Consider the following 11,941-nt stretch of genomic DNA (forward strand, 5'->3'; position numbering starts at 1 on the left):
AACAATAAAAAAAGGAATCAATGTGATTCCTTTTTTTGTTGTTTCTGTAGCCATTCCTCATGCTTTTTCATAAAGAACTCATGCTTATAATTATGATTCCTCTCCGCCGCATCTATGGAATGAGAGGTATGAATATCCGCGTCTTCTTTGGCAAGATCGGAAAGCTTTTCGTAATAGGTGTGTAATTGATCCAACTCCTCCTCATTAAGGTCTTCAATATCTACAATCCTGTTGCTGGATTTTTCATGGGAGGCAATCAGCTCATTAAGCTTGATCTGTATCGCTTTGGAGTCCTTGTTTTGGGCTTTTTGAATTAAAAAAACCATCAAAAACGTAATGATTGTTGTTCCTGTATTGATTACCAACTGCCATGTTTCCGAATAATTGAAAATGGGTCCCGACAATGCCCATATTACGACAATTGCCGTAGCCCCGAGAAATGCATGAGGACTTCCTGTAAATTTGGTTGCCCAATCTGAAAATCGTTCAAAAATATTCTTTTTTGACTTTGCCATATGTATCAGTTTACAACATATCAATCAAAAACTCCGCCGAAATAGACAGAGTTTGGATAAATAAATGGTTAATATGCTACAGCTTTATCCAGCTCGATAGGATTATTAGTTTTTCGGAGCATATCCTGAAGCTTTTTGCTAAGCTCATTGAACTGCTCTATATTGGTGATTTTGGTTCCCATAACAAACATTTGTCCCTGCATGTTTTCCTTAAAATTGTTCCGCATGCTTGCTAGTGGATCATTAAAGAATTCTTTCTTTTTTTTCTCGCGGATTTTCTCCGAGATTTCCAAAGGCTTTCTGCCATAAAATGTTTCTACAATTCCGGTAGTATCATAGGTTTCTTTTAATTTCTTATTCTTTATCAAAGTAAAAATAAAATTACCTTTTGAATCTTCCAGCTCAAAGACAAGTCCCGGTAAGCCATTAAACTTATATGGTCCTTCAGAAATATTGATATCTTTATTAAACCACGCAGTCCAGTTTCTGCCTCCAAAGCGTGCTGTTGCTTTTTGTAAAGTATATTCACCCATTTTTTTGGTTTCTCCGGACAAATTCCAATTGATTCTATCTTCCGTTGTATAACTGAATATATCAAAATTAATCAGTTCATAATTTTGATTTTTAAAGGAATTCCTTTCTCTTTTTATAGCAGGAAATTCACCTCCATACTGGTGTTCATAATTCCCTTTTGCTTTGTTGATAGAGTCCGATTCCAGATAATAGTATTCGTAAAACTTTACATCTTTTGGATTTACATCTAATACAAAATTTAATTTATCAAACTGCTTTTGCGTTGAATCTCTCTTAAACTGTAGCTCATAAATAAACCGATTAGTTTGTGCGGTAAGCGACAAGCTAATCAATAACATAATGAATAATAGTTTTTTCATAAATAATAATGTTGTTAAAATTGTAGGCTTATTATTTCTTCATTATTACAATCAATCCGGATAATGTATGGCCTTGTTGAGTTCAATTGGATTGTTATATTTTTTCATTCTTTGTTGTTCCTCTTTTTCATAAAGCCTGAGTTCTTCCGGCTTATAAATAGTTCTTCCATCCTCCAACTGCAATTTATTGTTCTCGTCAATCTCCAACTGACCACTTTTGATAAATTTCAAAGGACTTTTATAATAACTCATCAGAAGATTCTGATACTTAGAATAAGGAATTTCAACTCCTCTCTCCTTAACATTTTTAAAGAATTTCACATATTGGGTTTCTTTAAAGTTTTGTGTTTTATTAAGGCTGAAGTGATAGTTCTCTTTATCATCATACAATTCCACAATCATTCCTGGTAGACCGTGGAATTTATATGGCCCTTCCTGAAAAGGAAACTCATTTGAAAACCAAGCGATCCAGTTTCTTCCTCCAAAACGTAGTGTCGCTTTTTGTAATTTTACACCTTCTATATTTTTTGTTTCTTTTTGAATGTTCCATTTCATCTCCGGCTTGTCTTTCAGCTGATAGACTTCAAAAAACTGAACATTGTAAAGCGTATATTCTTTTGCTTTTAAATTTTTACTAAGTAAATCACTAAGCTTTCCTTCAAAAGTCTTTATGTTATTCGCCTTTTCTATGGAATCACTTAAGAAATAAGATCTCTCATAATAATAAGTTTCGGTTGGGTTTATATCCAAATAATAATTGGTTTTACGGACATTGGTGGAGGTGGAATCTGGTTTATAAACCATATCATAAATAAAACGATGAGTTTGCCCGGTCAATGACAAACTGAATATCAACATGAGTAATACAATTTTTCTCATAACTTTTTTTACAAATGTACAAATTTAAAAGAACCTTGCAATACATAATAGTAAAAAATTAAAAATACATGTCGAAAATATTTTAAAATAAAAAAATCCGCTCCCTTTAAAGGGAGCGGATTCATATAATCACGGCTTAAGTGCACGTTATCACACTTTAATTTCCACGTCTACACCGCTTGGTAACTCTAATTTCATTAGAGCATCCACCGTTTTAGAAGAAGAAGAATAGATATCCATCAATCTCTTATGAGCAGAAAGTTGGAACTGTTCTCTTGCTTTTTTGTTTACGTGTGGAGATCTCAACACAGTGAAGATTCTCTTGTTTGTTGGCAATGGAATTGGACCGTTTACAACAGCACCAGTAGCCTTTACCGTTTTTACGATTTTCTCAGCAGATTTATCTACCAAATTGTAATCGTAAGACTTAAGTTTTATTCTGATTCTTTGTGACATTTTAATCTAATTTAAATTAACCTTTTGCTTTAGCGATTACTTCTTCAGCAATGTTCTGCGGAGCCGCTTCATATTTCTCGAATTCCATAGAAGACGTTGCTCTACCAGAAGATAAAGTTCTTAATGAAGTTACATAACCGAACATTTCAGATAGTGGAACGAAAGCTTTGATTACTTTAGCGTTGTTTCTATCATCCATACCGTTTACAGTACCTCTTCTTCTGTTAAGGTCACCTACGATATCACCCATGTATTCTTCAGGAGTTACTACTTCAAGTTTCATGATTGGTTCCATGATAACTGCTTTAGCAGCTCTACCAGATTCTTTGAAACCTAACTTCGCAGCAAGTTCGAAAGATAATTGGTCAGAGTCAACCTGGTGATAAGATCCATCTTTCAATGTAACTTTCATCGCTTCAACTTCGAATCCAGCTAATGGACCATTCTTCATAGCTTCTTTGAATCCTTTTTCAACTGAAGGGATAAATTCTTTAGGAATGTTACCACCTTTAATTTCATTAACGAATTCAAGACCTGTTTTACCTTCTTCAGCAGGACCGATTTCGAATACGATATCCGCGAACTTACCTCTACCTCCAGATTGCTTTTTATAAACTTCTCTGTGGTTAGCAGTTTGTGTAAGAGCTTCTTTGTATTCTACTTGCGGTTGACCTTGGTTAACTTCTACTTTAAACTCTCTTCTCATACGGTCTACGATGATATCCAAGTGAAGCTCACCCATACCAGAGATGATTGTTTGTCCAGAAGCCTCATCAGTCTTAACCTGGAAAGTTGGATCCTCTTCAGCTAATTTAGCTAGAGCGTTACCCATTTTATCCTGGTCAGCTTTAGTTTTAGGCTCAACAGCGATACCGATTACCGGATCTGGGAAGATCATAGATTCAAGAACGATTGGGTTCTTTTCATCAGATAAAGTATCTCCTGTTTTAATATCTTTAAATCCTACAGCTGCACCGATATCTCCAGCTTCAATAAATTCAACCGGATTCTGCTTATTAGCGTGCATCTGATAGATTCTAGAAATTCTTTCTTTGTTTCCAGATCTTGTGTTAAGAACATAAGAACCAGCATCAAGTCTTCCTGAATAAGCTCTGAAGAATGCTAATCTACCTACGAATGGGTCAGTAGCAATCTTGAATGCTAATGCAGAGAAAGGCTCTTTTACATCTGGCTTTCTTTCGATTTCAGCATCAGTGTTCGGATCTGTTCCTTTGATATTATCCTTATCCAATGGAGAAGGAAGATATTTACAAACAGCATCTAGCATGAACTGAACTCCTTTGTTCTTGAATGAAGAACCACAAGTCATAGGAATGATAGAAAGATCGATAGTAGCTTTTCTAAGTGCTTCGTTGATTTCATCTTCAGAAATTGAATCTGGATCTTCGAAGAATTTCTCCATCAAAGTTTCATCATAATCAGCTACTGCTTCTACTAATTTCTCTCTATATTCAAGAACTTCATCCTTCATGTCTTCAGGAATTGGCACTACTTCGAAAGTAGCTCCTTGTCCTGCATCATCCCAGATGATCGCTCTGTTCTTAATTAAGTCTACAACCCCTTTGAAATCTTCTTCAGCACCGATTGGTAAAACGATTGGAACTGCATTAGATCCTAACATTTCTTTAACTTGCTTTACAACGTTAAGGAAGTCAGCACCTTGTCTGTCCATTTTGTTTACGAATCCCATTCTCGCAACTTTATAGTTGTCTGCAAGTCTCCAGTTTGTTTCAGACTGAGGCTCTACACCATCTACTGCAGAGAATAAGAATACCAATCCATCCAATACTCTTAGAGATCTGTTAACCTCTACAGTGAAGTCAACGTGTCCCGGTGTATCAATGATGTTGAAGTGGTAAGGTTTTGTTTCAGGTAAATTTTTTCCTTGATCAGTTGGGAAGTTCCAAGAACAAGTTGTTGCAGCAGAAGTAATAGTAATACCTCTTTCTGCTTCTTGCTCCATCCAGTCCATAGTTGCAGCACCTTCGTGAACCTCACCGATTTTGTGAGTTTTACCTGTATAGAATAAAATTCTTTCTGTAGTGGTAGTTTTCCCTGCATCAATGTGAGCAGCAATACCAATATTTCTTGTAAATTTAAGATCTCTACTCATTACAAATTAGAATTTAAAGTGTGAGAAAGCTTTGTTAGCTTCCGCCATTTTGTGAGTATCAGTTTTCTTTTTGAAAGCTGCACCTTCTTCTCTTGAAGCAGCTACCACTTCGTTAGCTAATTTCAAAGCCATAGACTTATCATTTCTAGCTTTAGAATATTTGATTAACCATTTCATTGCCATAGAAATTTTTCTATCAGCTCTGATTGGCATTGGGATTTGGAAGTTAGCTCCACCTACTCTTCTAGAACGTACTTCTACGTGAGGCATTACATTTGTTAATGCATCTTTCCAGATTTCAAGTGCAGTTTTTTCGTTATCTCCTTTTTTAGTTTCTACGATATCTAATGCATCATAGAAAATTTTGAATGCGATTGACTTTTTACCGTCAAGCATTAGGTTATTTACGAATCTAGTTACCAATTGATCATTAAATTTAGGATCTGGTAACAACGGTCTTTTTTTCGCTTTTGTCTTTCTCATTGTTTCTGTACCTTATTTAATGATTATTTTTTCTTTCCTTTTGCTGGTGCAGCTGCAGCTTGACCTGGTTTTGGTCTCTTAGCTCCATACTTCGATCTTCTCTGTGTTCTTCCATTTACACCTGCAGTGTCTAATGCACCTCTTACGATGTGGTAACGTACTCCCGGTAGGTCTTTCACCCTTCCGCCTCTTACCAATACTATCGAGTGCTCTTGAAGATTATGTCCTTCGCCCGGGATGTAGGCGTTAACTTCTTTACCGTTTGAAAGTCTTACCCTTGCAACTTTTCTTAGTGCAGAGTTAGGTTTCTTAGGTGTAGTAGTATATACTCTCGTACATACACCACGTCTTTGTGGACAAGAATCAAGGGCAGCCGATTTGCTCTTCTTGGCAAGCGTGGCTCTTCCTTTTCTTACTAATTGTTGAATAGTAGGCATTTAATTGCTTTTTATTTTAGGGTGCAAAAATAGTAATAATTTTTTAATCTACAAACACTTATACAAAAATTAAAATCAACCACTTATGTAAAAAAGCCTCTCTCATTTGAAGAGTAAATAGGCTGTTGATATGATAAAAAATAATTGTATGGCTTATTTTATAATTCTAACATCAACATTCTTATTCCAATGGAAGCTTTTTATATTTTCTTTTAATGAGGAACTGAGCTGAGGGTTTACAGCATAAATAGAGAGATGATCTTTGCCTAACACAGCGTTCGTTCCTTTTATTTTTAAAACAGCTATTTTTTTCCAGCTTTTAGGTGTGTACCCTTTTAACCACTCTTCATATACAATAGCCAATTGAAAATGATTGCGGATAGAATAGTCTGTCAGAAACTTTTCGAAATTACTATCAAGTCCTTTTATCTTCATCCTAAAAGGAATAATCTCTTTTGATCCCAAACCTGCAATATCCAACAGGTGAATATCCGTAAAATAACATATTGCTCCGATATCATTTGCAATAACCCTAGAATTATTATAGTATTTTTTCAAAAATCTTGTGGACTGAATTTGCTGTTCATAGATATTTTGACTGCCAGTTATAATTAACGTATTGACAAGATTCATTCTATAAATCATCAATGTAAACAAACAGAGTACTAATAAGGATAAAACCCTATTTTCTTTTAATAGATAGTTCTTGTTGACAAAAAAGGTTTTCATCTTTGGAACACCGGCCATTACGAATACTACCAGAATATAGCCTTCATACCTAAAAAAATCTGTGAATTGTCCAAAAACCCCATGTATAAGCAAAGTAACAGTAAACACAATAAAAAGAAAATTGCTTAAAAGTAGCTTTTGGAAATGTATTTTTTTTCTATAGTCTTTGAATAGAAAAAAGCCAACGAATAACAATGGGAAAAAGCAAGCCAGATAAAAATATTTATTTAATAAAACCTTTCTTAAAATATTTTCAAGCTGCAGGAGATAGTTTCCGTAAAGGTCCAGCTTAGTTCCTTTTAATAAGACAGAATTAGGAAAAAAATATCCCGTTTCACTATAAGTAAAATATCCGAAAATCAAAATCGGGGTAAATCCAAAAAACAGAACTTTAATACCTTCCTTAAACTTTTTTAGCAGGAAAAAGACAAAAGCAACCCCTAGAAAATAAAACATACTTTCAAACCTTACTAATCCCAGCAAAGCAAGAGGGCCATAAAACCCTACAGAGTAATAAAAATCTTTAAACCCAGATTTCTTCCATCTTTCAAAATAAAAAACATTAATAACAATAAGCAATACATGCAGTACATGCTCCATCCCTGAAAAAACAAGCAAATGGACAGATACAAAAAGTAAGGTAAAAACTGATGCCGTTACAATACTTATGTTCTCACTAAAAAATCCACTATAATATTTATCTAAAAAATAAGCAATAAAAAAAGAACAGAAAAAATTAAAGATAAGAGGGATCAGTTCTTGATTTCCAAAAATAGATATAAGACCACTGAGTAGTAATGTAAAAACAGGCGAAGATGAAGAGGATGAAAAATTGTAGTTCGTTACGCCCCATACTTTATGAAACACAACATTCTTAGCCATCGCAAGATGAATGTACGCATCATCCAAAATATAGGTGAAATAGTTTTCAGTTTTCAGCAGTACGGCCATAATATAAATGAGACACATTCCGAAAAATAAAACTATTGTAATCAATAAACTTCTTTTCATAGTCTGCAATATTAATAATTCCCAACTATTTTAAAAACTTTTATAGTTATCTTCTATTGAGATTTAAAAATATTCGGCGCAATATTCTTTAAATTTGTTATATAAATGTAAACTTTATGAAAAATGCTAGTATTATCGGATTGAAAGAAGCCGATTGTAAAAACATTGCAGAAAAACTGAATGTACTTTTAGCCAACTACTCTGTATTTTATCAAAATACAAGAGGATCACATTGGAACATCAAGGGAGATCAGTTCTTTACCCTGCATCCGAAATTTGAAGAACTGTATAACAGCTTGGTATTAAAGATTGATGAAATTGCCGAAAGAATCCTGACATTAGGCGCCACTCCGGCTCATAATTATTCAGACTACTTGAAAGTTTCCACTATTAAAGAAAGTAAAGAAGTAAGTGATGCTACCAAAAGTGTGGAAAATATACTGGCTTCTTTCAAAGTTGTGATTGATTTACAAAGGGAACTTCTGGATATTACAGATAAAGCTGGAGATGAAGGAACCAATTCTCAAATGAGCGACTATATTACAGAACAGGAAAAAGAAGTCTGGATGTACAATTCTTATTTAGGTAAGTAAACATAAAAAAATTCATCCGGAAATATAAAAAAATCGCCTTACATTTAGGCGATTTTAATTTTTCTAATTATATTTGCGTATAAATTACACAATAATAATGCATGACGTACGATTAAATTCCATCTTGGATAATGATTTTTATAAAATTACCATGCAAAATGCAGTGGTAAAATTATTCCCAAGCCAAATCGTAAAATACGAATTTATCAATAGAGGGAAACATCATTTTCCGGAAGGCTTTGATGTAGCTTTAAGAGAAGCGGTTACTAAAATGGCCGAACTTAAACTCACCAAAGAAGAAAAAAAGTTCCTCGAAAGAACTTGTCCATATCTGGATCTTCCTTATCTAGACTTTCTTGAAGGTTATCATTATGATCCCTCGGAAGTAAAGATCCATCAGGAAGGAAATGATATTAAGGTAACAGTTGAAGGATTATGGTACAGAGCTATTCTATGGGAAGTTCCTTTATTATCTTTAATCAGCGAGCTGCATTACGAGATGAATCATATGGAAAGGGATTCCAACGAAGTCGTAATGAGTAAAACACTAGAAAAAGCAGAACAGCTCAATAAACTAGGAGTAAACTTCGCAGAATTCGGAACCAGAAGAAGACATTCTTATAAAGTGCAGAACCTGGTGATGGAAGCTTTGATCCAGAAAAAGGATTCTACCTTTATCGGAAGCTCTAATGTCCATTTTGCTATGAAATATAATGTAAAACCCATCGGAACTCATGCTCATGAATGGTTTATGTTTCACGGAGCGGAATATGGATTCAAAATGGCCAATCAATTAGCGTTGGAACATTGGGTAGATGTTTACAGAGGCGATTTGGGAGTAGCCCTTTCAGATACTTATACCACCGATGTTTTCTTCCAGCAGTTTGACAAGAAATTTGCCAAACTATTTGACGGAGTCCGTCATGACAGTGGTGATCCTTTGGAATTTGCAGATAAAACCATTGCACACTATCAAAAAAACGGAATCAATCCTTTATTTAAATATATCATATTTTCAGACGGTCTAAACCTTGAAAAAGTAGAAGAAATCACAAACTATTGCAGAGGAAAAATCGGGATTTCATTTGGGATCGGAACCAATCTCACCAATGATGTAGGCTTAAAACCCATGAATATTGTGATGAAACTCATCGGTGTACAAGCACCAAATAACGACTGGATTCCTACGGTAAAGCTTTCAGATGAACACGGAAAATATACAGGAGATCCTAAAATGATTGAACTAGCCAAAGAATTTTTAAGAATAAAAAACTAAATAACATGAAAAACATTTTATTAGTACTAATCTTGTGTTTAATAACTTCCTGCTCCATCCGCACTAAAGGACAAGACGGGCAACCGGGAAAATCCGGGACTTCAGAAGCAGGTACAAACAAAACAGAAAAACCGAAATTCAACCAGGAATTGGCGACCTCTCTAGGAGCTGACAAATATGGTATGAAAGCTTACACCATTGTAATGCTTACCACCGGACCAACAAAAATTGAAGACAAAACCAAAAAAGGTGAGCTGATGAAAGGGCATTTGGCCAATATCGGAAAATTGGCGGATGAAGGTAAAATCATTGTTGCTGGACCATTTTTGGAAGAGAATAAAGAAGCCTTTCAGGGAATGTTTATTTTCAATACAAAATCGAAGGAAGAAGCTGAAGAATGGGTAAAAACTGATCCAGCCGTTCAGGCAGGAGTTTTCAGCTATGAGATTTTCCCCTGGTATGGATCTGCGGCGTTACCCATGTACTTGAAGCATCATAAGGAAATTTCGAAAGAGAATCCATAAAAACCCAAACTTCATAAATATGGGGGTTTACCTAACATTAAGCCAATCGAGATGTTAAAAGAATTTACTTTGTTTTTTATTTTATTTACTTCAACTCTATTTGCACAAAACTATGAAAGATATAAAAAACTAAAAGACACCACCTTAATCTCGAAAAATCTTGGAATTAAAAAAAAGGTTTCTATAACAGTCCCAATAGAATGGCAAGATGGAATAAAAAACGATTTCCCATTAATTATCGTATTTGACAAGCAAAACAAAAGAAGTCATAATTATATAATCAATACCATTGATTATCTGACAAGCACTGAACAAATGCCGTCATCTATAATAATTAGTGTAGAATCTGAACAACGTTATCGTTATAATGAAACACAATACAAAATCTCTGATGCTAATGGACTTGCGCTTGAGAATGAAAATTTCATTTTTGAAGAACTTATCCCGCTAGCTGAAAAAGATTACAAAGCCTCAAAATTTAGAATATTAATTGGCCATTCAAGATATGGCTATTTCACAACTTCTGTTTTTAATTCTAGAATAAATGACTTGAACGGTGTCATTTCCATGAGTCCATTTTTCTTTCAGAAAAATGTTGATTTAACGGATTCTATAAGTAAAATGAACAAACTTTCATATCATTCCAAAAAATATTATCGTTTTGGAATTGGTAACGATTATCCCGAGGATTTTGCCAAGATGGATTCCGTTATAAAAAAAAGTACTCCCAATCCTTTTTTAGACATGAAAGGATATCACTTTAAAGCAGCTGACCACAATGCAACACCTGGTTTATTAATAAATAGAGCTCTTTATGAAATATTTGAAGAATGGTCTGCTATTCAGGCAGAATTTTCCTCAACTAAGCAAAAAGATTTAAGCATCAAAAAATCTCTTGAGCAAAAAATACAATCCAATTACGGAACTAAATTAAATTTTTCAATTGGCACCTTAAATGGTAAGGGATGGTATTTTTATAACGAAAAACAATACAACAAAGCTATTCAAGCCTGGCAAATATTAATGGATTCTTACCCCAATTTTTCACAAGGCTTTTTATACATCATAAAAGCTCAAATTCAACTAAAACAGAACTATTTTCAAACAGTCGAAAAATTTAAGGCATCTTTGGTGAATTCTGAAATTTATACAGAAAAAGAAAAACAGGAATTAGAAATAGAATTACAAGAAATAACAAAATAGACATCAACTAGCAGCGGTTTTCTTATATTTATAAAAAACTAAACCACCATGAAAACCATAGAAGAAGTTCTGAAAAAGCTCGATGAGATTATCATCTGGAGCAAGGAAAATCAAAGTCCTGCAGGATATTTCGCCTGTACATACAGGATCATGACCGCTCAGGTTTTAAAAGGTATTCAACAGAAAAAGTTCGAAGACAACCCAAGAATGACTGTATTGGATATTGCATTTGCAACAAGATATCTGGAAGCCTGGGAAAACTACAGCAAAGGGAAAAAGTGTACCAATTCCTGGTATATTGCTTTTGAAGCCGCCAAAAATAAAAACCTGCTGATCTTACAACATATTTTCCTGGGAATGAATGCGCACATCAATTTAGATCTTGGGATTTCCGCCGCATCCATCATGCCTTATAGAAAGATCAATCCCCTTAAAAAGGATTTTGAAAACATCAATTCTGTGATCGCCTCCATCAATCAAAAAGTACAAGATTCATTGAATAAAATATGTTATCCTGTTGATCTTATTGATAAAATTTCCAATGGGAAAGACAATGCTGTTCTCGATTTTGCGATTTCCAGGGCAAGAGAAACATCATGGGCAACCGCCGTTATTGCTTCCAATACTCCCAATTTCATGAGAGAATCCGTTATCGGAATTGTTGATTACGCAGCCGCAAAAGTGGCCACCCAAATTTTAAATCCTAAAATTCTTACTCCTGCTTTAACCAAAGAGTTGAAAAAATGTGAAAGCAGTGATGTGGTAAAGAATATTGAAATTTTAGCTTCTACGAAAAACAGTTAAGAAG

General features: G+C 34.4%; 13 protein-coding genes. 5 read left to right on the forward strand and 8 right to left on the reverse strand.

Features of this window, described 5'->3' with window-relative positions:
• Positions 1-17: 17 nt before the first annotated feature.
• The 8 genes from EGI05_RS14355 to EGI05_RS14390 form a co-directional block, all read right to left on the reverse strand.
• Positions 18-515, reverse strand: a complete 498-nt coding sequence (locus tag EGI05_RS14355; protein ID WP_123263727.1) for a low affinity iron permease family protein — start codon at positions 513-515, stop codon at positions 18-20.
• Positions 516-583: 68 nt separating this feature from the next.
• Positions 584-1,408, reverse strand: coding sequence for a GLPGLI family protein (locus EGI05_RS14360; protein ID WP_123263728.1), 825 nt, complete (start codon positions 1,406-1,408; stop codon positions 584-586).
• Between the two features lie 51 nt (positions 1,409-1,459).
• Positions 1,460-2,287 (reverse strand): GLPGLI family protein, encoded by an 828-nt coding sequence (locus EGI05_RS14365; protein WP_123263729.1) that lies wholly within the window; start codon positions 2,285-2,287, stop codon positions 1,460-1,462.
• A gap of 150 nt (positions 2,288-2,437) precedes the next feature.
• Complete coding sequence (gene rpsJ, locus EGI05_RS14370) at positions 2,438-2,743, reverse strand: 30S ribosomal protein S10 (RefSeq protein ID WP_002661363.1); 306 nt, start codon at positions 2,741-2,743, stop codon at positions 2,438-2,440.
• A gap of 16 nt (positions 2,744-2,759) precedes the next feature.
• Positions 2,760-4,877: an elongation factor G gene (gene fusA, locus EGI05_RS14375; protein WP_123263730.1), complete on the reverse strand. Its 2,118-nt coding sequence runs from the start codon at positions 4,875-4,877 to the stop codon at positions 2,760-2,762.
• 6 nt (positions 4,878-4,883) lie between these two features.
• A complete protein-coding gene (gene rpsG / locus EGI05_RS14380; RefSeq protein WP_002983149.1) occupies positions 4,884-5,360 on the reverse strand; it encodes a 30S ribosomal protein S7 in 477 nt (158 codons plus the stop codon).
• Between the two features lie 23 nt (positions 5,361-5,383).
• Entirely contained in the window at positions 5,384-5,797 is a 414-nt protein-coding gene (rpsL, locus tag EGI05_RS14385) for a 30S ribosomal protein S12 (RefSeq protein WP_002983146.1), read from the reverse strand.
• A gap of 153 nt (positions 5,798-5,950) precedes the next feature.
• Positions 5,951-7,408: a hypothetical protein gene (locus EGI05_RS14390; protein ID WP_134197469.1), complete on the reverse strand. Its 1,458-nt coding sequence runs from the start codon at positions 7,406-7,408 to the stop codon at positions 5,951-5,953.
• A 245-nt stretch (positions 7,409-7,653) separates the two neighbouring features.
• Here EGI05_RS14390 and EGI05_RS14395 point away from each other — a divergent pair, with 245 nt between their 5' ends.
• The 5 genes from EGI05_RS14395 to EGI05_RS14415 all read left to right on the forward strand — a co-directional run bounded on the left by EGI05_RS14395 (position 7,654) and on the right by EGI05_RS14415 (position 11,937).
• Positions 7,654-8,130, forward strand: coding sequence for a Dps family protein (locus EGI05_RS14395; protein ID WP_123263732.1), 477 nt, complete (start codon positions 7,654-7,656; stop codon positions 8,128-8,130).
• A gap of 97 nt (positions 8,131-8,227) precedes the next feature.
• Positions 8,228-9,406: a nicotinate phosphoribosyltransferase gene (gene pncB, locus EGI05_RS14400; RefSeq protein WP_123263733.1), complete on the forward strand. Its 1,179-nt coding sequence runs from the start codon at positions 8,228-8,230 to the stop codon at positions 9,404-9,406.
• Between the two features lie 5 nt (positions 9,407-9,411).
• A complete protein-coding gene (locus tag EGI05_RS14405) occupies positions 9,412-9,930 on the forward strand; it encodes a YciI family protein (protein ID WP_123263734.1) in 519 nt (172 codons plus the stop codon).
• 51 nt (positions 9,931-9,981) lie between these two features.
• Positions 9,982-11,133, forward strand: coding sequence for a hypothetical protein (locus EGI05_RS14410; protein ID WP_123263735.1), 1,152 nt, complete (start codon positions 9,982-9,984; stop codon positions 11,131-11,133).
• Between the two features lie 48 nt (positions 11,134-11,181).
• Positions 11,182-11,937 carry a DUF5995 family protein gene (locus tag EGI05_RS14415; RefSeq protein ID WP_123263736.1) on the forward strand — a complete coding sequence of 252 codons (756 nt, stop codon included), beginning with the start codon at positions 11,182-11,184 and terminating at the stop codon, positions 11,935-11,937.
• The last annotated feature ends 4 nt before the right edge of the window (positions 11,938-11,941 follow it).

This window comes from Chryseobacterium daecheongense, from assembly GCF_003729955.1.
Taxonomy (GTDB): domain Bacteria; phylum Bacteroidota; class Bacteroidia; order Flavobacteriales; family Weeksellaceae; genus Chryseobacterium; species Chryseobacterium daecheongense.

Bases quoted from the DNA above. Each gene is read 5' to 3' on its own strand.
- EGI05_RS14355 (WP_123263727.1), bottom strand. From the start codon at position 515: ATGGCAAAGTCAAAAAAGAATATTTTTGAACGATTTTCAGATTGGGCA.
- EGI05_RS14360 (WP_123263728.1), bottom strand. From the start codon at position 1,408: ATGAAAAAACTATTATTCATTATGTTATTGATTAGCTTGTCGCTTACC.
- EGI05_RS14365 (WP_123263729.1), bottom strand. From the start codon at position 2,287: ATGAGAAAAATTGTATTACTCATGTTGATATTCAGTTTGTCATTGACC.
- rpsJ (WP_002661363.1), bottom strand. From the start codon at position 2,743: ATGTCACAAAGAATCAGAATAAAACTTAAGTCTTACGATTACAATTTG.
- fusA (WP_123263730.1), bottom strand. From the start codon at position 4,877: ATGAGTAGAGATCTTAAATTTACAAGAAATATTGGTATTGCTGCTCAC.
- rpsG (WP_002983149.1), bottom strand. From the start codon at position 5,360: ATGAGAAAGACAAAAGCGAAAAAAAGACCGTTGTTACCAGATCCTAAA.
- rpsL (WP_002983146.1), bottom strand. From the start codon at position 5,797: ATGCCTACTATTCAACAATTAGTAAGAAAAGGAAGAGCCACGCTTGCC.
- EGI05_RS14390 (WP_134197469.1), bottom strand. From the start codon at position 7,408: ATGGCTAAGAATGTTGTGTTTCATAAAGTATGGGGCGTAACGAACTAC.
- EGI05_RS14395 (WP_123263732.1), top strand. From the start codon at position 7,654: ATGAAAAATGCTAGTATTATCGGATTGAAAGAAGCCGATTGTAAAAAC.
- pncB (WP_123263733.1), top strand. From the start codon at position 8,228: ATGCATGACGTACGATTAAATTCCATCTTGGATAATGATTTTTATAAA.
- EGI05_RS14405 (WP_123263734.1), top strand. From the start codon at position 9,412: ATGAAAAACATTTTATTAGTACTAATCTTGTGTTTAATAACTTCCTGC.
- EGI05_RS14410 (WP_123263735.1), top strand. From the start codon at position 9,982: ATGTTAAAAGAATTTACTTTGTTTTTTATTTTATTTACTTCAACTCTA.
- EGI05_RS14415 (WP_123263736.1), top strand. From the start codon at position 11,182: ATGAAAACCATAGAAGAAGTTCTGAAAAAGCTCGATGAGATTATCATC.